Genomic DNA, 21,438 nt, shown 5'->3' with positions numbered 1-21,438 from the left:
GCCGTGTCCCTACACTTCACAAACCTGGAATACGCTGTAATACGGGTTCTGACTCCATAAATGTGGTTATTAGTCATTAACTATCGGCTTAAAAAATATTATAAAGTAACTTATAAATCAAGCGAAAAATAGCTGTTCCAGCGATCGCCCCCAAAGCACCCAACCATCCCACAAATAACACGCCCGTGAGCGGAGAATTAGGATAAATCGCAACTGCCGCCGTCTGCAAAGCCGGGAAAAACCACAGCAAAGCCAGAGTACCTGCACCAATAATCAACATCTCAGTTTGTTCGATCGCCCTGCGGTACTGGCCGTAAATCAAACCCGCCACAATCATCCCCAACAATCCCACACTCAAGCCTGGAGACGGCAGCAAACTCGTCAGGGCGATCGCCAGCAACCCACCCTCAAAACCCGTAAACGCCGCCCCTCCCAAAACCTCCCAAATAGAAAAAGCCCTTCTCGGCGAAGGTTGCAGGCCAGACGGAGGAGTTGCAGGAACAGGCACAGGAGGCTGCTGAGTCGGTGGTAGCTGCTGAGTCGGTAGGGGAGTCGGAGTCCTGACTGTCGGCGGTGTCACGACCCTCGTAGGCTGTTGAGAATTGTATTTCAGAGCCGCTTCCACCTCCGCTGCCGATTGAAAGCGCTGGCTGGGAGCGGATAATAACATTCGATCGAGAACTTGAGCCAAACGCGAACTTACCTGCACCCGCGACTGCCAATTCCACTCATTTCTGTAACTATCAAAAAGCTCCGTGGGCTGCAAACCGCTCAGCAAAGTAATGCAAGTCACAGCCAAAGCATACAAATCCGTTGCCGGATAAACTTCTTGCCCGCTCATCTGTTCTGGCGGAGCGTAACCCAAAGAATAAATCCCAGTCGAAGCTTTTGCACTCCCAACACTTTGCGTTACTTGTTTAACCGCCCCAAAATCTAATAAATAAAGCCGACCGTTTTTACCCCGCATAATATTAGCAGGTTTAATATCCCGGTGAATCGAACCGCGAGAGTGCACAAAATCGAGAACCTTCAAAATTTCCCCCAGCACCTCCACCGTTTCCGCCTCCGAAAACCTGCCTTTAACAGCTAGTTCATCCTCCAAATTTGTACCGTCAATAAATTCTTGAACCAGATAGAAAAACTGATCGTTTTTTCCCGGCTGCAAACTCGTAACAGTCAGCTCAAAAAAAGCCAGCAAACTCGGAATTTGGGAATGTTCGTTTCCCAGTTCTTCCAGCACCGCCGCTTCCCGTTCAAATAGAGTTTGAGCGATTTGTAGCTGTGGCGGAGTCAGACTTACCGACGGCTGCAAAAGTTTAGCCACGCACTGCCGCATCGCCGGAGTATAGCGGTCTCTCGCCAAAAACGCCGCCCCAAAACCGCCTTGACCCAACAACCTCACGGGCAAATAGCGGCCGCTCAAAATCAGGGGCATCCCGCAAGTCGTGCAAAACTTTTGCTGCACGGTTTTCAGCAGCGAACTGTCATCGAGGTCGGGAAAATAGTTTTGAGGGCGCGGGCAGCCCGGTCGGGTGCAGTAAACTTCCATTTTTGTTTGCTAAGAAGAGGGAAGAAGGAAAAGGGAAGAACGAAGAAAAAGTGATGGTTAAACCAGATTTCGATTTCTCAACTAACCGCGAACTGCTAACTGCCAGCGACCTAAGAGATTAACTTCCCGCCGAGTTGGGAGTTGCTATTTCTATGAATCCCAAATCGAGCGCAGGGGGTTCTTTCTTCTCCAGGATGGTCGAATAAGTAGCAAACTGCGGCAAAATTTCATTGCTGAAGGCCTCTGCTGCTTTAGAACGGTAGCGGTTGGGGTTGTAAATCAGCGACAAAATGCGAGTTACCAAAACTTCGTCCATTTGAGATTTGTGCAAGACGCCCATGAGCAACTCTTTTTCGATCGCCGAAACCGAGACAAAAGCAGCTCCCAGCCCCGACTGAACGGCATTTTTAATGGCTTCGATCGAATTTAGTTCCATCTCTATTTTCAAGCGGCGCGTGTCAATGCCGCAGCGAGTCAGTACCTGATCGATTACTTTGCGGATCGTAGACTGCGAATCGAGGGATATAAACTGCAATTTGTAAAGGTCTTCTTTTTGGATAGTTTCTTGTTGTACCATCGGGTGGGACGGAGGGAGAATCAGAGCCAGTTCGTCCTCAGCGTAAGGAACAATTTCTAAAGCTTCTACAAGTTCGGTAGGAATCTCTCCGCCAACAATTGCCAAATCGATTTGCCCGTTAGCCACACTCCACGCCGTGCGGCGGGTCGAGTGAACGTGAAGCTGTACTGCTACATCCGGGTACTTTTGGCGGAACATCCCGATCATCCGGGGCAGCAAATAGGTTCCCGTTGTTTGAGAAGCGCCGACGATCAAAGTACCGCCTTGCAGATTTTGCAAGTCTTCCAGAGCTCGACAAGTTTCCTGGCAAAGCGATAAAATTTTCTCGCCGTAACTCAGCAGCAGGTGTCCGGCTTCGGTCAGTTGCGCCCGCCGCCCCCCCCGGTCAAACAGCGGCACGTCCAACTGTCTCTCTAAGTTTTGCACCTGCAAGCTAACTGCTGGCTGGGATACATAGAGGCTGTCCGCGGCGCGTTTGAAGCTTCCTTCAGAGGCGATCGCCTTGAGAATGCGTAACTGGTCTAAAGTGAAAGGAAGGTCAGACATATATCTAAATTGTCAGTTGTCAGTTGTCAGTTGTCAGTTGTCAGTTGACGGTTGACGGTTGACTGTAGGCAGCGAACAGCAAACAGCGAACAGTCAACAGCGAACAGTCAACAGCGAACAGCGAACAGTCAACAGTCAACAGCGAACAGTGAACAGTTAACTGACTGATAACCGCTGAATGCTCCCATAGATACTTTGTGACACAAATTGGCCGAGAATCAATAACTTTTCTTAATATTTGCAATGACGATCGACTTGGCGCTTGACTCCCACTTAGTTATTCTGGGCCTGTTACTGGTTTTTGCGATCGCCCACAGCGGTTTAGCAGCCCTCCGGCCCAAAGGTGAAAAGCTGATCGGGCCGAGACTTTACCGGGTTTTGTTTGCCCTTGTCAGTTTGCCGCTAGCCGTCATTCTGATTGTCTACTTTTTCAACCACCGCTACGACGGCCTGCAGCTTTGGCAAGTACAGGGATTACCCGGAGTTAAACCTGCAGTTTGGATACTTTCGGCAATTTCCTTTCTGTTTTTGTACCCAGCAACTTTCAACCTCCTAGAAATTGCCGCCGTCCAAAAGCCCCAAGTTCACCTCTACGAAACTGGCATCATTCGCATCACCCGTCACCCGCAAATGGTGGGACAGGTGATTTGGTGCGTGGCCCACACCCTGTGGATTGGCACTAGCTTTACCCTCGTCACTTCCATCGGTTTGGTACTTCACCACCTCTTCGGAGTGTGGCACGGCGACAGGCGACTTCAGGCTCGTTTTGGAGAATCCTTTGAAACCATCAAATCTCGAACCTCAATCATGCCTTTTTTGGCAATCCTACAAAAGCGTCAAACCCTTGATTTGCTTGAGTTTCTGCGCCCTTCCTACCTAGGTGTAGTCATTTTTACGGGCCTGCTGTGGGAAATTCATCCTTTTTTGATGCGTGTCACTAGGAACATATACTGGTAGCATGATCCCTAGGATAGAAAAAAAATTATTAAATTTTGAGGGATCATGGTGTTGTCGGTTAGCGAACGCACTTTTGCACAAGAGGTGTTTCAAGCCTCTACCCCCGTTTTAGTTCACTTTTCGGCTCCTTGGTGCGGTTTGTGCCGCGCGATCGACCCCACGCTTAAGACTTTTGAGGCACAGTGGGCAGGAAAAGTCAAGCTCGTAGGAGTGAATGCCGATCAATGTTTCAAGTTGGCCCACACTTATCGGCTGACAAGTCTGCCCACGCTGATTTTGTTTGAGGGCGATAAAGTTCGATTTAGATTGGAAGACTACCAAGGGCGGGAGGAACTGCGGCGGACTCTGGATTCCTGGATGCTCGCGGCTCACGTAGCTTCCCCATCTCAACGGCTGCAACTTCAGGAAGTAGCCAACAGGTAACGGCTGCAAGCCATTCGGCTTTTAGGTAGAAAGCAGAAGCAATTCCTGATTTGTCGATCGGCCACCCGACAGCCAAATCTCGGAGTCCTGAACGCAGAAACAGTGTTTTTTACGAAAAAAATATAGTGTGCAGCGCGAGGGTATCGCTTAAAAAACCCGGTTTCTTGATTTCTGTCCGTCCAAGACTGTCTCGATTTGTCAATCTATATTTTGGCAGAAATTTAAGGGGAACTAGATCGATCGGCTCGATCGGGAAAATATGCAGTAGGTCTCAAGCGTTGTCGATGGACAATGCTTGAGAATTACAACAAGTATTTATGCCCGTTCATGCAGGCGTGTGTCACAATTGTTTACAGTTTTGGCAATATCTAGTAGAAACTTTAAACTACCTATCAGTCATGGAACTGCTTTATCAATATGCTTGGCTGATTCCTGTCCTGCCGCTGGCAGGCGCAATGCTAGTAGGTCTAGGCTTAATCACCTTTAACCAGGCAACCAACAAACTCCGACAAGCGAATGCGATATTAATCGTGTCCGCACTCGGAGGGTCAATGGTACTATCCTTCGCATTGCTGTGGAGTCAACTACAGGGCCACGCACCCTACACCCGCAGTATTCAGTGGGCTTCTGCTGGCGACTTCTCGCTGAATATGGGCTATATTATCGACCCCCTGACGGCGGTAATGCTGGCGATCGTAACCACGGTCGCCTTTTTGGTGATGATTTACACCGACGGCTACATGGCTCACGATGACGGGTACGTGCGTTTTTACGCCTACCTGAGCATCTTCAGCGCGTCGATGTTGGGTCTCGTAGTCAGCCCGAACATCGTTCAGATTTACATTTTTTGGGAACTCGTAGGTATGTGTTCGTACCTGCTAGTCGGATTTTGGTACGATCGCAAACCCGCTGCTGACGCTTGCCAAAAAGCTTTTGTCACCAACCGCGTCGGCGACTTCGGCCTGCTGCTGGGCATCCTCGGCATTTACTGGGCCACCGGCAGCTTTGAATTTGACGTGATGGGCGATCGCCTGCACTCCTTAGTCGAATCCGGTACTCTCAGCGCGACTCTGGCGACAATCTTCGGCGTCCTGATATTTTTGGGCCCAGCCGCCAAATCCGCTCAATTCCCCCTCCACGTCTGGCTGCCAGACGCAATGGAAGGCCCGACACCGATTTCTGCTCTGATCCACGCCGCGACAATGGTAGCCGCCGGCGTATTCCTGATCGCTCGGATGTACCCGGTGTTTGAAGGGTTGCCGGCAGTCATGAATTTGATCGCCTGTACCGGCTGTTTTACGGCATTTATGGGCGCTTCGATCGCGATTACCCAAAATGACATCAAAAAAGGCCTCGCCTACTCCACCATCTCCCAACTCGGCTACATGGTGATGGCAATGGGCGTCGGCGCTTACAGTGCCGGACTTTTCCACTTGATGACTCACGCTTATTTCAAAGCGATGCTGTTCCTGTGTTCAGGTTCAGTGATTCACGGGATGGAAGCAGTTGTAGGCCACAACCCCGCACTCGCTCAAGATATGCGAGTCATGGGCGGCTTGCGGAAATATATGCCGATTACCGCTTCTTGCTTTTTAATCGGAAATTTGGCAATCTGCGGAATTCCGCCGTTTGCCGGTTTTTGGTCAAAAGACGAAATCCTCGCCCAAGCTTTTGCAGCAAATCCCGCTTTGTGGGCTGTTAGCTGGCTGACGGCCGGGATGACCGCGTTTTATATGTTCCGGATGTATTTCAGCACCTTTGAGGGCGAATTCCGGGGCAATGACAGCGCCATCAAGCGGCAACTCCTGCAACCCGGTGTTGTTTTTGGCCCGGGAGCGATGAATGTTAAGGAATTGGCATCAACTGGCGACAGTCACGACGAACACGACCATTTGCCTCACGAATCTCCTCTGACAATGGCTCTGCCGTTAGTGTTGCTGGCAGTACCTTCTGTGTTTATCGGTTTTGTAGGTACGCCGTTTGCCAATTATTTCGAGCAGTTTGTTCGCGCTCCTGGCGAGTCTCTCGAAGAAGTTTTGGAACACGCTGCTGAGTTCAATTTGACGGAATTTCTAATCATGGGCGGGAGCTCTGTAGGTATTGCTTTGCTGGGCATTACTTTGGCTTCTCTGATGTATTTGAGCCGTAAAATTGACGCAAGTGCGATCGCCCAAAAAATCAAACCGCTTTACGAGTTCTCCCTGAATAAGTGGTATCTCGACGATATCAACGAATTTCTTTTCGTCAAAGGCAGCCGCCGTTTGGCCCGGCAAGTCATGGAAGTTGATTTGCGCGTCGTAGATGGTGTAGTCAACCTGACCGGTTTGGTCACGCTGATTACCGGCGAAGGTTTGAAATACTTTGAGAACGGTCGCGCTCAGTTTTATGCCCTGATTGTGTTTGTCGCAGTTCTGGGTTTTGCGATCGTTTCTGGAGTCAGTTAAATCGGTAGGGACACGGCATGGTTCCAAGGGTGTCAACTTAATGTCAAACCGACCGTATCTCTTGTTTGTCTCGAAGTCTAGATCCCCCCTAACCCCCCTTGATAAGGGGGGAACAAGAGTATTCTCTCAAAGTTCCCCTTCTTAAGGGGAATTTAGGGGGATTTAGGGGATCTGAACTTGGCGATCAACCCTTAATAAGGGGTGAATAAGAGTATTCTCTCAAAGTCCCCCTTCTTAAGGGGGATTTAGGGGGATCTGAACTCGGCTATCGACAAGAGATACAAAGGTTTTGAGGATTAAGTTGACACGATGAAAAGCAATGCCATTTCCCACCAGAAGATATTTTAAGAAATGGTTGTAGCTCAATAACTCACAATTGACAATTAGCCAATAGAAATAAATCTTTGATTGAACTTAACTGTTGCGATCGCATAATTTGTCCAAATAATACCAAAAAAATTTGTTCCGTATAAAGAAAGTATAAAATTTAGGCTAAAAGTGCCAAAATGTGTTTAAACCTAATAACTGATGGATCATTTTAAAACGCAATGGATACAGCTAACTTTCCCTGGTTAACAACAACAATTCTGTTTCCCATTGCTGCGTCCTTGCTGATTCCTTTAATTCCCGATAAGGATGGCAAGACGGTGCGGTGGTATGCCCTAATTGTGGGTTTGATCGATTTTGCCCTACTTGTTTACGCTTTTTACACTCATTACGACTTCAGCAATCCAGATTTGCAACTGGTAGAAAGCTATACTTGGGTACAGCAACTCGATTTGAAGTGGTCGGTGGGTGCTGACGGTTTATCGATGCCCCTGATTTTGCTGACAGGTTTTATTACTACGCTGGCTACTTTAGCAGCTTGGCCGGTCACATTTAAACCGAAGCTTTTTTACTTTTTGATGTTGGTAATGTACGGCGGCCAAATCGCAGTTTTTGCCGTGCAGGATATGTTGCTCTTTTTCCTGGTTTGGGAACTGGAATTAGTCCCGATTTATCTGATTTTGTCAATCTGGGGCGGCAAGAAGCGCCTCTACGCAGCAACTAAGTTTATCCTATACACCGCAGGCGGTTCGCTGTTTATTTTGCTGGGCGGGCTGACGATGGCGTTTTACGGCGATACTGTGACTTTCGATATGCGGGCGATCGCAGCTAAAGATTACAGCACCAATATACAATTGCTACTGTACACAGGTTTCTTAATAGCTTACGGCGTCAAGCTGCCAATTTTTCCACTGCACACTTGGCTTCCTGACGCTCACGGCGAAGCAACCGCACCCGCCCATATGTTGCTAGCAGGAATTCTCCTAAAAATGGGCGGCTACGCTTTGCTGCGGATGAATGCGGGAATGCTCCCCGATGCTCACGCTGTCTTCGCACCCATCTTGGTAATTTTGGGTGTGGTAAACATTGTTTACGCCGCCTTAACTTCTTTTGCTCAGCGCAATTTGAAGCGGAAAATTGCTTATTCTTCAATTTCGCACATGGGGTTTGTGCTGATTGGGATAGCTTCGTTTACCGATTTGGGTGTTAGCGGTGCAATGCTGCAAATGGTTTCGCACGGTTTAATCGGGGCGAGTTTGTTCTTCATGGTAGGATGCACTTACGATCGCACTCACACGCTCATGCTGGATGAAATGGGCGGTGTCGGGAAGAAAATGCGTAAGGTTTTCGCGATGTGGACTGCTTGTTCTATGGCTTCCTTGGCTTTGCCGGGAATGAGCGGTTTTGTAGCAGAATTGATGGTGTTTGTGGGTTTTGCAACGAGCGATGCTTACAATCCCGTGTTTAAGGTTTGCGTGGTATTTCTAGCGGCTGTCGGGGTGATTTTGACTCCGATTTACCTGCTGTCGATGCTGCGGGAAATCTTCTACGGGCCTGAAAATATGGAATTGGCGGAACACGAAGAATTGGTGGATGCGGAACCGCGAGAAGTGTTTATTATTGCGGCTTTGTTAGTGCCGATTATCGGTATCGGTTTGTATCCGAAGATGCTGACTCAGGTTTATGATGCGACTACTGTACAGTTGACTGCAAAGTTGCGCGATTCTGTGCCTTCGTTGGTTGCTAAGGCTGCTGCAGATAAAACTGTGTCTCTGCGTGCTCCGGCGATCGAGCCGAGCAAGTTGTAATTTAAACTGGATTTAGGAATAAAACCCCCAAACCATTCTAAAATCTGGTTTGGGGGTTTTCTTATATATCGATATTAACAAAAGAAGATTAACATGGGAAGTAAGAAGAGCTTGACATACATCCGCGATTTGCGGTATTCTTTATGTTATATAGGGTATTTTACCACAACAGCAATACAACTATAAGTTATATGCTTTCATTTCCTGGTAGGCACATATCCGTAATATTATCTGTTTGTACACCAGGATGATTACCCTCAAGGTTGTCTGTAAGGCAATACCCTAAATTCCTGTGTAAGTAAAATTAGTTTTTTGTAAATTTTTTTAAATTTTATGGCTATTAAAAAATCTGTTTTTGGGAGTAAAGCTGAACGTAACTATTATGCTAAATTAGCAAGAACTTGGGGAGACAAATATAATATTTGGCACAATCTCCCATATTTAAATGTTTTTGATACAAAAAGTATTGTTGATTTAGATGATTATATGTCTCAGGTGTCTCTGGGAGTTTTGGGATACCAAGAGAGTATAAAGTCATCATCTGTTAAATTTTTGATAATTTCTGAAAAAGATAAGAACATTCTAAAAAAAACATCAATAGACTATACAGTTTGCAATCAACAAGACGAACCAATTCTATGTATTGAATTTGATGGTATGGGAGAAGGATTTAATACAGGTTTACATTATCACGTTCAGAGAAAATACGGGGTTCCTGAGTACAGAAAGCCGTGGATGGAACTCAAGTTGAAAGTTGCTCATGGAAGCTACGTGCCCTATATTGTTGTTGGTTCTAAGCAGTTTAACGATTTGCATGAAGAGGCAAAGTTAACGACTGTAGATGCGCTAATAGGAAAAGTTATAGCACATCAAGAATTTGATAAAATGAAGGACAATCTAGAACGGAACCCAGCCCAAGAACTTGGAATCTCGGAAGAAGAATATAACAGCTTATCGGACTCAGAACACCATGAGCTTGTACAAGACTGGATATTGGGTAGAGAAATTGAAGCTGAGCTTAAACATAATCCCGTACAGGAGAAAATAGCATATCTTCAATATGAGTTGTCAGCGTGCAATTATCATTCAGAATGGGAATATTCACCTGCTATTGAGAAAAATATTAGTCATCAAGAAAGGATTAAACGAGTTCAAGAAGCTGTCTGGACAATCGTTACAACTCATGTGAAATCTTCTGCTCCAACACTTGAAGAGGAGCGGGCAACTGTCTGGCTCCCAAATTTTAAAATTCCTCATGTTGGGATGCCTGAAATCATTGCTGAGGAGATTGCTACATTAGTTGCTCTTCTAAGGATGAAGGCTCAGAAAAATAGTTTACAAGGAAATTTATCTTGGTAAGCTATCAAGTATCGGAAGTTTGCCAGCCACATAACAACCCGGTTGGATCTGACTTATGCTACGGAACCTGCTCGTGCTGTGATTCGCCATTATCTGCGGTCGATCGCTCTTTAATTCACTAATTACGATCAAGACTTATCCTAACTGGGAGCATACACTCCATCATCTACAATTGAGTGAGGCGGAGTATTCTCCATTGAGCTTTATACTGAGGCATTTTTATGTTGAACGTGACAGTTGATGAAATTCAGCGCGATCCTTCAAAGTATCTGCGTCAAGTGGAGGCAGGTGAAACTTTTGTTATCCTGCAAGCAGATAAGCCGATCGCCGAACTAAGACCTATTTCTAGCAGCAAGCAATTGCGACCATTCGGTTTGTGTGCAGGCGAGTTTACCGTTCCAGATGATTTCGACGCTCCTTTGCCGGAAGATATCCTCAGTTCATTTGAAGGTAAATGAAGATTCTGCTAGATACGCACATCTTTTTATGGTTCATCAGTGGTGACGCCCAGTTATCAACAGATGTTCGAGATGCAATTCGCGATCCAGATAATGAGGTATATTTGAGTGCAGTTTCAGTCTGGGAAGCAATTGTCAAGTACCAGTTGGGTAAGTTACCTCTGCCGGAACATCCCGAAACATATTTACCCAAACAGCGCGATCTTCATCAAATTGTCAGTCTTTCTCTTGATGAAAGTAGCGTAACTCAACTGGCTAAACTGCCACCATTACATCGCGATCCATTTGACAGAATGCTGATATGTCAAGCTTTACAGAATGGTATGACTATTGCGACAGTAGATGGAGCAATTCGTGCCTACTCAGTCAGCGTTATGTAGCAGTGCAAGTGAGCTATCATATCCATAACAAGAGCAAGAATTATAAAAAAGAGGGAATGTATGCAAACAATCCTTTTGAGTCGTGAAGAAGTCGCGCGTCGTGCGAAACATTTGTATGAGAGCACCATCCGCCAAAAAATTGAATTAGAAGAGAATATTGGCAAGATGGTCATCATTGATATTGAAACAGACGACTATAAAGTTGATGAAAATGGCTTACACGCTGCTGATTACCTGAGTGCAAAAAATCCAAATGCTCGACTCTTTGGTATCCGTATTGGATATAATGTTGCTGCATCTCTAGGTGGTGTCATGGAGCGCGTGTCTAAGTGATTTCAGGTATTGTGGTTGATGGACACGCGATTATTACTGTGCTATTTCGTATTCCGAATTGATCGGACATCCGGATCGAGTTTGTGATAGATACAGGATTTACGGATCAGATTTGTTTACCACCAGAAGCAGTTGCTCTGCTAGGTCTTCCGTTTAGATATGATTTGCCCGTGAATTTAGCTGATAATAGCGAAGTTATACTGCCAGTTCATAAAGCTATTATTCTTTGGAACGGAGAGGAACGAGAGATTCGTGTATTTGCTACAGGACGGCGACCTCTAGTTGGGACTGCTCTTTTGGATGAACATGAGCTTGTGGTTTAGTTTACTGAGGGGGGTTAGTGACGATTAATTAGTTGTAGTTTCAAGGTTCGATCGCAATACCGAATACTTCAAAATTACCATTTGGTCGATCGCCCTTCAATTCGGTACGATCGCTCCGTTAGTTTCTAGCCTTATTGTCCTATGGATAGTGTGATATTGGTTTGGGCGATCGAAGTGTTAGACCGCAACTACAGTATAATTAATAGTTATACGCTCTGAGTTATCTGTTGAAGCATAATTGTAAGGTTACTGGTGGGTAATGAAGATTTATGAGCTATTCAGAAGCATTTTCACCCAACTACATTACGGCACGAGAGCGATTTCGAGCAGCATCTTCATCTGTCGGTTATCAGCACACTGCCTATCCAATCGATCGGGTTAGTCCAACTGGTGAAGAATTAACTATTGATGTGGCGATCGGTGGTTCTTCCAACCCACGACGATGTGTAGTCATTTCTAGTGGCTTGCATGGAGTAGAAGGCTTTCTGGGCTCTGCAATTCAACTTACCTTGTTAGAAAATCACCAACTTCTCACATCCTTGTCACCTGATATTAAAGTTGTACTTATTCATTCTCTGAATCCTTATGGTTTTGCCTGGCGGCGACGTTGGAATGAAAACAACATAGATTTAAATCGTAACTTTTTGTTGCCTGAAGAAGTTTTTGAGGGCAGCCCCAAAGATTATCCTAAATTCAATTCTTTTCTCAATCCAACTTCACCTCCATCACGATTTGAACCTTATATTATTCATGCTCTCTGGTTGATATTGAGATATGGAATGACGAATTTGAAAAACACTTTTCCTGTAGGGCAATACGATTTTCCAAAGGGGCTTTTTTTTGGCGGTCATGCTGCATCCAAAACTCAAGAGATTCTAGCTAGCAATTTGCCCCAATGGATTGGTAATGCTTCAGAGGTAGTGCATATTGATTTCCACACAGGTTTAGGACGCTGGGGAACTTATAAGCTTTTGCTTGACGCATCTGCAACATCAGAATCTTGTTCAAGACTAGCTCAACGATTTGGAGCAGAAACAATAGAACCGAACTGTACAGAAGGTGTGTCATATCCACTTCGCGGTGGATTAAAAACTTGGTGCCAAGCTCTTATACCAGATTGTCGCTATGATTTACTAACAGCAGAATTCGGTACTTACTCGACGATTCAAGTTATCAAGGCATTGCGGGCTGAGAATCGTGCTTACTGGTGCGGTAAGTCACACCAGAAATATGAATGGACAAAACACCAGTTGGTAGAAATGTTTGCACCCATATCTCGAAAGTGGCGAGAACAATGCTTAACTCAAGGGCTTGATGTTTGTAAACGAGCCTTGATTGACTGAAGGAGTTGCGACGGTAAGCGATCGCAAAACCCAATACTTCTAAATTACCAGTAGCGCGATCGCTCTTCAATTCAATGCGTTAGCGAAGCCCTCGAAGAGGATCGCTCTCGGGGTTTCTAGCGTTAAGTTTATTGGTGGGTGTTCTGCATCAAGTTGGATGGAGACATTTTTACACTTGGCAAATTATATTTGGTCGCCGAAAGCTGTGCAACCATTTCTGCACGAGACGAAACCTCAAGCTTGCGGAACATTCGCTTCAAAGCTTGCTTCACTGAATTCTCAGTAATCCAAAGTTCCCTCCCGATTCCTGCGTTGGTTCGCCCCAAAGCAACCAATTCGGCAATTTGCAATTCACGAGGCGTTAGGCGTGAGGTCTTGAAAGGTTGGTGTTGCGATTCCCTACCGGATAGCTTCGCCGCGCGTACTGTTGCAGCCCAAACAGACAAATGCAAACAGATCGCACTCAAATCCGCTAGATTTTCTGTATCGAAGGCGGGCATTGACCGATCGCGCGTACAACCCACTACACCTATTAATTGACCGCGACTGACAATCGGCCCCGCCATCACGTGCCAATGATCGGGTCGGGGACAAATTATTGTCCAAACCTTGGGAGATGATGTCACTAATGCTTCATGGACAGGAGCATGGCGCTCCACTAAATAACGTGCAACAGGATTATGTTCGATCGATAGCGCAACTTTCAATGTTTTCTGAAAATTGCTATCTGCTAAAGGAAGTCGATCGAAGAAAAAGATTCCAGATCGTTTAGCTGCAAAATACTCACCGATTTTGGGCACGATTTGCGATCGCAAATCTTGTTCGTCCTTTACCTGGTCGAGCGCTTCAAATAAAAGCTGCAAGGGACTTTTCATGGTCATGGTGTCAACCGATTTTAGATTTTAGATTTTAGATTTTAGAATTGACCCCACGGATGAATCCGGGGGCTTGTAACCAAATTGCTTGATTGTCAAAAAGAGTACCCGATCGAGGTCTAGAAGCATTGCAATACTCGAATTATATTACCCTTGTAATCTCAAAAGCAACTTGACATGACAACAAGTTTGGAAACCGATCGCGATCGCACTCCCACACCTTGGATACAGCTCGGCTTTTATGTGACTTCAATCATCTTTAATGTCTGCTTGATTGCTCAGTTATTAACGGTTGGAGTTGCCTACTTCAATAATCCTGCATGGTGGAATATTCATGTTTGGTTCGTGCGAGGGTACAGTGGGCTGTCATTAGTATTACTGGGATGGTCGTTAATGGCCCCCTTCTCACGCAGAATACGACATCTCGCCACAAGTTTGCCAGTGCTGCTTGGACTACAATTTGCCAGCATTCATCTCAAAAGTCCTCTTCACCTCGAAATACTCCATCCTCTAATTGGATTTACATTACTCTATGTTTCTTCAAGCCTTGTACATTCTCTAGGGCGCACTTTATCGCCCACCAACAATCATAACTATTAAATTTGAGAGGTAGAAATGACGCAAGATACAATTTTTAGTCCCTTTTTTGCAACAGTGTTTCTAACATTCTTAGTCTGGGCGTATATGTACATCCGCCGTATCAGTTTTATCACCAGTAGAAAGCTCGCCCAGAATGAACTTGCTGTACCGGGCGCACTGGCGCAAATTTCGCCACCAAGCGTATCCAATCCATCGGATAACCTAAAAAACCTGTTCGAGATTCCGGTACTTTTCTATGCGCTTGTCCTATACCTGTTCATCACAAAGCAGGTGGATACAGTGTATGTGAACGCCGCGTGGGTATTCGTTGTGTTTCGTACATTGCATAGTGCTGTTCATTGCACATTCAATCTCATCATACTTCGGTTCTACCTCTACCTATTTGCCACGCTCGCGGTGTGGTTCATCGCGATCCGCGCAGCACTTATCCACTTTGGTACAATCAATTAACCTCGTTCAAATGAGGTAGAAGTTATCAACAGTCGCCGAACAATGAGGGTGCAGCGGAAAGCCCGCCCTGTTTCTGCCTGTGTGTTCGGGGTCTTGCGGGGCGGTCTGCCACTGAACCAAGTCGTTAGGTCGCGATCGCAATACCCAATACTTTAAAATTACCAGTAGAGCGATAGCCCTTCAATTCGGTGCGATCGCTCTCTTAATTTCTATCCTTATTGTTATGCAAAGAGTGCGATTTTTGGAAAGGGCGATTTGGAAAGGGCGATCGCGCTATCTTTGATTCTTACGCCTTGTGATCGAGCAGTTGGCGGTAATTGACACTCCGATCGATTATTGTACCGCCTCAGATTGTTTGAGGGCTGCACTGAAACCGAAGTCGTTAAGATTCAGCAGCGATCGGGAATGCTGAAATTGTTTGTTGCCGAATGGGGATCTGAATCACAAACTCAGTACCTGAGCCAGGTGTAGAAAAACACTTGATTTTACCGCGATGTTTTTCAGTAATGATTTGATAAGTAATTGACATCCCCAAACCCGTACCTTTACCGATGGGTTTGGTGGTGAAAAAGGGGTCAAAAATGCGCTGCTTCACTGGGTCTGGCATACCGATTCCGTTATCAGCGATCGCCACCTCCACCCATTGATTGTCGATCGCAGAAGTCCGAATCGTAATCTGGTTCGGGGTGTCTTTAAGCTCCTGATAGGAGCGTTTGGTATTCATATCATCCAGGGCATCCAAGGCATTCACCAAAATATTCATGAATACCTGATTGAGTTGTCCGGGGAAACATTCCACCTTGGGCAATGTGCCATAGTCTTCGATCACTACGACGGCTGGACGGTCTGCTTTATCTTTGAGTCGGTGTTGCAAAATCAGCAAAGTGCTCTCAATTCCCTCATGGATATCAACATCTTTGAAGTCTGCTTCATCCATGCGAGAAAAATTTCGCAACGAGACGACAATACCGCGAATTCGCTCAGTCCCTACCTTCATAGATGACACGATCTTTTGGATATCTTCAGTGAGGAATTCCAAGTCGATTTCCTCTGCCATTGCTTGCACGTCTGGATCGTTGCTGGGATGGCGATGTTGATAGAGTTCGATCATCCGCAGCAGATTTTGGGTGTATTCGTCCAGGAGGGTGAGATTACCGTGGATGAAGCCAACCGGGCCACCGATTTGATAGACAATTCCCGCAACCAACTGTCCCAAGCTAGACATTTTTTCGCTTTGGATAACTTGCATCTGGGCTTTTTTCAGTTCGTTTAGAGTCCTCTCCAGTTCTTTAGCTTGCGCGGTTGAGGAAATTGCTAGTTCTTCGATCGCAGCAACCTGGGGCAGAGTTGTCCAGCAAGCAATCGCTACTCCCACAAATGCCAGCGTCATCAACACAATAATCATCAGATAGGGATTGTTGGTTCCGACTTCTACCCGCAGCCAGGATCTGATCAGCCAACTGATTGTCGCTGCACTGCAAATCAGCGCAATCAAAACTCCGATCTGAAGCACTACAAAATCTTCGTTTTCAGGATGGTTCAGCGGCTTGGCATGGAGTCGATCCCACCACGGTAAGTGCAAAGGGGCCCAAGGAATCCGCCGAATTGCAGCGTCGATCGCGATCGCTGCTAACGGCAACAGCAACCCGAGGCCAAAATCCATCCATCCCCAGCTAACACCACCCACCACCAGGGAAATGAACTCCACCACCAGCAATGCTAAGGATAGTCGCCCCCAACGCACGACTGGATCGTGGCGCTGCATCCACAGCCCCAAGTGGAACCCCATGATAGAAATGAAAAAACTCACCCCTGACACCACGACAATTCGAGTGGTGTTGCCCCAGACTAAAAATCCTAAACTGCAGATAAAGGTTAGCAGCAGCGCGGGTTCTAGGGAACCCCGACGGGACGCTGCGCCAAACACTGGAGACAACAGCCCATCCTGCGCGAGTTGGAAAAGGATGCGGGGCGTATTGCAAACGCTAGTCGCAGATCCCAACAAACAGCTAGCGGCAACCAGCAATGTGACTGTGACAGGGGCAGCGTCTCCCCAGAAAGGCTTGGCAGCCGCCAGGAAATTGCCGTACAAATTGCCTTCTAAACCGGGATCTGTTGCCAACTGCAACAACACTAAACTGCCACCGACAAACACCAGAGGCATGAACCAGGCAACCCAAGACAGCGCCTTGATGGTGTTTTTTGGGTGGAGACTGTCTGCGACAAAGGATGAAGCTGTGTCGCAGCCACAGAAGCTATAAGCGGCAAACAAGTACCATTTCAGCCAGTCCCGGACACTGATGGCATCAATGCTGCTGGGCAAGAGTCCGGGGCTTTGGGGCTCCAAGGCAAGCCAGCCTAAACCCTGAACGCAGAAGAGGAGTAAAAAGCCGATCGAAGGAAAGACAAAAAACAGGTGCAGAATGGCGACGGCGCGGGTGCCACTGAATGCTACAAAGTAAGCGATCGCAGTAAAACCGATCTCAAACACTTTTTCTGGAACATTCAGCCCCATCGGTTCTAAATGGAATTGGATCAAATCTGTGATGACGATCGCATTAATGGCCGGAAAGGAAACCCACCCCAAGTAGTAGGCAATACCCAAGTAGCGCGAAAGGGCAGGGTAACGATGCAGCAGTCGCGTGATGTAATTTGGTGTTCCCCCAGATACATCTGGATATTTCTCACCCAAACTCTGAACTTGAAGGTTAAACAGAATTCCGACGATCGCACCAGGAATCCAGACCAACAGGGATGCGGAGCCAATTTCTGCTTGCATCGACGGCGCTAAGGTAAACCACATCAGATATCCAACCACACTAAACCCCCAAGCTTCCGCAGAGGACATGGTGCGCCGGAGGCGATTCAGAAATGGCACGCGATCTGTTTCCATAACAAGCAGATAGGAGTAATCTTATTGTGATCCAAGTGTAATTGCCACAATCAAGAAAAAGAACAAATACCTAGTGTTTCCTTCTAGGGATGAAAAGTTTCAGCTCGATCTAATGTAGCGGTGGAAGATTGAGGCGCAATCAGTTGAGGTTATTAGCGATCGCACTCTTGAGCAAAACAACTCGTTGGAACTGATATCGTGCACGAGTTGCAATAAGCCTTTCACTCGAAGGGCGCTCCTGTCCACCCCACAATAAAATTCACTTACTTTTTGTAGAACAGGTCGAAATGCCTGTTAAGCGAGAATGGTGCAATATCTCAGTTGAAACGGACTCTATTGAATCTTTTCACTTTGTTTAATGTGCCGTTAGCTAGCGAGCGCTATCGCAATACCGAATACTTTAAAAATACCAGTAGAGCGATCGCTCATTAAAGAGCGTGCGATCGCTCTTTTACTCTTTACCCTTAATTCTTCTAGTTTCTATACTTGCTAGAATAAAATCGAATACTAACCGGACTGCAACTCATACTAAAAACCATCGAAGGCATTTGCATCACTTGCCAAATAATCCTATGATGGTTCATCATGATCTTGATGATTGTTTCATTCTTAGAACTCAGTTAATATGCGATCGCTTGTCTTGAGTCTAGGTCTCATGTGTTTAGCCACCCCCGCTGTTGCCACAACCTGCGAGGAAAGCTTTCAAAAAAAGGGGGACTTTTTGAATGGTGCCGCCTTTTCTGCACGTGTTCAGGTTGAGGGGTTATCGATAGAGAGAGCATTTTCCCAATTGCGACCAATTTTGGCGCGCGAGGGCATCAAGACTCTCAGCACGGATGTGAACTTAGGTGTAATGAAAGCCGAAAATCCCCCAACAGCATTTCAGCGTGCTTTGCCAATTGACGTATTTGCCTCAATGGAGGGCAATCTATTAAATGTTGAAATGATCTTTACCCTTCCGAGTGGGGTGGGTGCAAGTAAAGACACGGTGAAGGGATACTTGTGCGGCGCACTAAATCAATTGTTGCCCCAAACTACAAAGTAATATGCAATCATTCATTTGATGAATTGTAGTTTCCCACACTCGATCGCCATACCGAATATTTCAAAATTCTCTGCGCGCGATCGCACTTGGGGTTTCTAGCCTGATTGTTATGCGGAGAGTGCGATCGCTCTTTGGTTTGGGCGATCGCCTAGTTGTACTATACTGGCTTTTGTGAAGAGATTACTGATTCTTCCAATTGCGATGAATTTAGATAGAGCGGCCGATCGCAGTTTACTCCCAATTTAACGGCGTATTAAACGGAATGTGGCAGGTGTCTGAAACTCACGGAAATATCCATGCCAAAAGTGCGATCGGGATTTATCTTTAAATATCTTGATGCCCGCTTCCCAACATTTAGCAGATAATTCTAGGGTTTTTGGTTTGATCCGGGATGCAGCAGATGTCATCGGCTTAACCCGATGTTTAAGAAATCGAGGGATTGATATCAGTGGATTGGCGACTGTGACGAGGAATATCGGCGTTAAAGAATAATGAGCGAGTCAGTAAGTTATAATTCCCAAGTCCGAATATATTCGGAACGCACAAATGAGGGGTAATACCCACCGATTAACGATTAACGATTACCGATTATCAATTACCAATTACCAGCCGAGTATCAATTAACAAATCAACCCGACATGATATCATAACCTTAACCGGATCATTTCTTCCCAGATATGTTCTACTGTTCTAATCCCAGGTGCTCTAATCCTTTCAATCCCGACAACTCTAAATTTTGTCAAAGTTGCGGAGCTCAAGGCCTCAACCCTCTATTCAGAAACCGCTACCGCGTGATTCGACTGTTGGGCGAAGGGGGATTTGGCAGAACTTATGAAGCGGTAGATACCGATCGAATGGACGATCCGTGCGTAATCAAGCAGTTTGTACCCCAATTTCAAGGAACCTCGGCGCTTAAAAAAGCCACAGAATTGTTTAAGGCAGAAGCAAAACGACTTTACGAACTCGGCGAACATCCCCAAATTCCTCGATTAATTGCTTATTTTGAACAAGACAAGCGACTTTATTTAGTACAAGAGTTGATTGAGGGGCAAACTTTACTAGCAGAATTAACTCAGCAGGGTGTTTTTAGCGAAGAAAAAATTTGGCAGTTACTGGCAGATATTTTGCCGATTCTGAAATTTGTGCACGATCGCCATGTCATTCACCGAGACATCAAACTTGAGAATATCATGCGCCGACGCACCTCTGTTAGCTCATCCCTGCCAAAGGCGGGAAATTTTCGCAATTCAGCTTTCCGAAGGGGAGGGCGCGGAGAGTTAGTTTTGATAGATTTCGGCATTTCCAAACAAGTGACGGGCTCGCTGATGAGCAAAGTAGGCACAACTGTAGGAACTCCCGGATATTCGCCGGTAGAACAAATGCGCGGTCAAGTTTTCCCCGGAAGCGATTTGTACAGTTTGGGAATAAGTTGCCTGAGACTGCTAACTCAATGTTTGCCAAAAGTTGACGGTTCCGATGACCTTTATGACCCGATAAACGGCGGCTGGATTTGGAGAGAACGGTTGCCCGCAGGCACAAAACTCAGCAGCGAGTTGACAAAAATTTTAGATAAGTTAATTCAAGATTATCTCAAAAATAGATATCAATCTGCTGATGAAGTAATCAAAGCTTTAAATATCTATTCTTTACCCCCCCAACCCCCTTTTGTCAAGGGAGGACAACTTGCTTTAAATTCTGCTGCGACAAAGGGAGGGCCACTTGCTTTAAATTCTGCTGTGACAAAGGGAGGCCCACTTGCTATCAATACTCCCCTCAATCAAAGCCGGCAAATCAATAGCAATATCTCTGTCAATCCTAGGGAAAAATCCAACACCAATCCGCCTCATAACAAGGCATCGCAGAGAATTGCGGCTGTCAAAAGCACTTTTGAATTTCAGGTAGTGACAGTAGACAAGCGCGGGCAGCCAACTAACCTTAACAGCGGCCAAGCGCGTTTTTTTGAAGAACCTCTCGGTAACAGTACAGTCCTGGAAATGGTATCTGTTCCTGGCGGTACTTTCCTCATGGGTTCCCCAAAAAATCGGGGTGACAGCGACGAAAAACCCCAGCACCCAGTCACTTTAGCATCTTTCTATATTGGCAAATTTCCAGTCACTCAGGCCCAGTGGAAAGCAGTTGCGGCACTGCCGCAAATTAAAATATTTCTCAATCCCGATGCTGCCCGTTTTAAAGGTGCAAATCGACCTGTAGAAAATGTATCTTGGTACGAGGTTGTGGAGTTTTGCGCTAGACTTTCTCGCCAAACTGGTAATAATTATTGCTTGCCTAGCGAAGCCCAATGGGAATATGCTTGCCGGGGGGAAACTATGACACCGTTTCACTTTGGGGAAACGATTACCAGCGAGTTAGCAAATTACAACGGAAGTTCTAATTACGCTGAAGCGCCGAAGGGAATTTATCGCTTTCAAACGACAGATGTTGGCAGTTTTCAACCTAATGCTTTCGGATTGTACGATTTCCACGGAAATGTTTGGGAATGGTGCGCGGATTCTTGGCACAATAATTATAACGGTGCGCCTGCTGATGGCAGCGTTTGGGAGTCTGACGGGGACTCTTCGCTGAGGTTGTTGCGGGGCGGTTCTTGGAACGATCATCCTCCGAATTGTCGCAGCGCGTGTCGCCTCAGATATCAGCCGGATTGCAAGGCTAGTATTGTGGGTTTTCGAGTGGTGGTTTCTGTTGTTTAACAATGGCGATTCTCTACGGGATAGCTCCGCTTCACGCTCT

General features: G+C 46.2%; 19 protein-coding genes. 15 read left to right on the top strand and 4 right to left on the bottom strand.

Annotation, left to right across the window (positions count from 1 at the left end):
- Positions 1 to 88 precede the first annotated feature (88 nt).
- Together QUB30_RS15390 and QUB30_RS15385 are read right to left on the bottom strand one after the other, a co-directional pair.
- Entirely contained in the window at positions 89 to 1,549 is a 1,461-nt protein-coding gene (locus tag QUB30_RS15390; protein ID WP_333334652.1) for a serine/threonine-protein kinase, read from the bottom strand.
- Positions 1,550 to 1,667: 118 nt separating this feature from the next.
- Positions 1,668 to 2,672: a LysR family transcriptional regulator gene (locus QUB30_RS15385; protein ID WP_015174889.1), complete on the bottom strand. Its 1,005-nt coding sequence runs from the start codon at positions 2,670 to 2,672 to the stop codon at positions 1,668 to 1,670.
- Between the two features lie 243 nt (positions 2,673 to 2,915).
- Between QUB30_RS15385 and QUB30_RS15380 the strand changes: the two genes are divergently transcribed.
- From QUB30_RS15380 to QUB30_RS15335, 10 genes are all read left to right on the top strand, one after another.
- A complete protein-coding gene (locus QUB30_RS15380) occupies positions 2,916 to 3,629 on the top strand; it encodes an NnrU family protein (RefSeq protein ID WP_333334651.1) in 714 nt (237 codons plus the stop codon).
- Positions 3,630 to 3,674: 45 nt separating this feature from the next.
- On the top strand, positions 3,675 to 4,052 hold the full coding sequence (locus tag QUB30_RS15375) for a thioredoxin family protein (protein WP_333334649.1): 378 nt from the start codon (positions 3,675 to 3,677) through the stop codon (positions 4,050 to 4,052).
- A 398-nt stretch (positions 4,053 to 4,450) separates the two neighbouring features.
- Positions 4,451 to 6,496 (top strand): NAD(P)H-quinone oxidoreductase subunit 5, encoded by a 2,046-nt coding sequence (locus QUB30_RS15370; protein WP_333334730.1) that lies wholly within the window; start codon positions 4,451 to 4,453, stop codon positions 6,494 to 6,496.
- A 548-nt stretch (positions 6,497 to 7,044) separates the two neighbouring features.
- Positions 7,045 to 8,631 carry an NAD(P)H-quinone oxidoreductase subunit 4 gene (locus tag QUB30_RS15365; RefSeq protein WP_445300503.1) on the top strand — a complete coding sequence of 529 codons (1,587 nt, stop codon included), beginning with the start codon at positions 7,045 to 7,047 and terminating at the stop codon, positions 8,629 to 8,631.
- 333 nt (positions 8,632 to 8,964) lie between these two features.
- Positions 8,965 to 9,990: a hypothetical protein gene (locus QUB30_RS15360; RefSeq protein ID WP_333334647.1), complete on the top strand. Its 1,026-nt coding sequence runs from the start codon at positions 8,965 to 8,967 to the stop codon at positions 9,988 to 9,990.
- A 221-nt stretch (positions 9,991 to 10,211) separates the two neighbouring features.
- On the top strand, positions 10,212 to 10,448 hold the full coding sequence (locus QUB30_RS15355) for a type II toxin-antitoxin system Phd/YefM family antitoxin (RefSeq protein WP_333334645.1): 237 nt from the start codon (positions 10,212 to 10,214) through the stop codon (positions 10,446 to 10,448).
- On the top strand, positions 10,445 to 10,828 hold the full coding sequence (locus tag QUB30_RS15350; protein ID WP_333334643.1) for a type II toxin-antitoxin system VapC family toxin: 384 nt from the start codon (positions 10,445 to 10,447) through the stop codon (positions 10,826 to 10,828). The genes QUB30_RS15355 and QUB30_RS15350 overlap by 4 nt, the downstream gene beginning before the upstream one ends.
- Positions 10,829 to 10,888: 60 nt before the next feature.
- Positions 10,889 to 11,161 (top strand): hypothetical protein, encoded by a 273-nt coding sequence (locus QUB30_RS15345; RefSeq protein ID WP_333334641.1) that lies wholly within the window; start codon positions 10,889 to 10,891, stop codon positions 11,159 to 11,161.
- A gap of 68 nt (positions 11,162 to 11,229) precedes the next feature.
- Positions 11,230 to 11,484, top strand: a complete 255-nt coding sequence (locus QUB30_RS15340; RefSeq protein ID WP_333334728.1) for a clan AA aspartic protease — start codon at positions 11,230 to 11,232, stop codon at positions 11,482 to 11,484.
- 269 nt (positions 11,485 to 11,753) lie between these two features.
- A complete protein-coding gene (locus QUB30_RS15335) occupies positions 11,754 to 12,827 on the top strand; it encodes a M14 family metallopeptidase (RefSeq protein ID WP_333334638.1) in 1,074 nt (357 codons plus the stop codon).
- 128 nt (positions 12,828 to 12,955) lie between these two features.
- Here the strand turns inward: QUB30_RS15335 and QUB30_RS15330 are convergent, their stop codons facing one another.
- A complete protein-coding gene (locus QUB30_RS15330; RefSeq protein WP_333334637.1) occupies positions 12,956 to 13,702 on the bottom strand; it encodes a LuxR C-terminal-related transcriptional regulator in 747 nt (248 codons plus the stop codon).
- Positions 13,703 to 13,879: 177 nt separating this feature from the next.
- Here QUB30_RS15330 and QUB30_RS15325 point away from each other — a divergent pair, with 177 nt between their 5' ends.
- Positions 13,880 to 14,302, top strand: coding sequence for a DUF6220 domain-containing protein (locus tag QUB30_RS15325; RefSeq protein ID WP_333334635.1), 423 nt, complete (start codon positions 13,880 to 13,882; stop codon positions 14,300 to 14,302).
- A 15-nt stretch (positions 14,303 to 14,317) separates the two neighbouring features.
- Positions 14,318 to 14,752, top strand: coding sequence for an MAPEG family protein (locus QUB30_RS15320; RefSeq protein ID WP_333334633.1), 435 nt, complete (start codon positions 14,318 to 14,320; stop codon positions 14,750 to 14,752).
- Between the two features lie 382 nt (positions 14,753 to 15,134).
- On the opposite strand, the gene QUB30_RS15315 is transcribed toward QUB30_RS15320, so the two are convergent.
- Positions 15,135 to 17,645 carry an ATP-binding protein gene (locus tag QUB30_RS15315; RefSeq protein ID WP_333334631.1) on the bottom strand — a complete coding sequence of 837 codons (2,511 nt, stop codon included), beginning with the start codon at positions 17,643 to 17,645 and terminating at the stop codon, positions 15,135 to 15,137.
- A 640-nt stretch (positions 17,646 to 18,285) separates the two neighbouring features.
- Between QUB30_RS15315 and QUB30_RS15310 the strand changes: the two genes are divergently transcribed.
- The 3 genes from QUB30_RS15310 (at position 18,286) to QUB30_RS15300 (ending at position 21,398) form a co-directional block, all read left to right on the top strand.
- Positions 18,286 to 18,690 (top strand): hypothetical protein, encoded by a 405-nt coding sequence (locus QUB30_RS15310; RefSeq protein ID WP_333334629.1) that lies wholly within the window; start codon positions 18,286 to 18,288, stop codon positions 18,688 to 18,690.
- A 336-nt stretch (positions 18,691 to 19,026) separates the two neighbouring features.
- On the top strand, positions 19,027 to 19,182 hold the full coding sequence (locus QUB30_RS15305) for a hypothetical protein (protein WP_333334627.1): 156 nt from the start codon (positions 19,027 to 19,029) through the stop codon (positions 19,180 to 19,182).
- Positions 19,183 to 19,367: 185 nt separating this feature from the next.
- Complete coding sequence (locus QUB30_RS15300; RefSeq protein ID WP_333334625.1) at positions 19,368 to 21,398, top strand: bifunctional serine/threonine-protein kinase/formylglycine-generating enzyme family protein; 2,031 nt, start codon at positions 19,368 to 19,370, stop codon at positions 21,396 to 21,398.
- Positions 21,399 to 21,438: the final 40 nt, after the last annotated feature.

The sequence above is a fragment of the Microcoleus sp. BROC3 genome (genome assembly GCF_036702515.1).
GTDB lineage: Bacteria > Cyanobacteriota > Cyanobacteriia > Cyanobacteriales > Microcoleaceae > Microcoleus.
The sequence above is the reverse complement of the archived record's forward strand: the minus strand, read 5'-3'. Positions and strand labels throughout refer to the sequence as shown.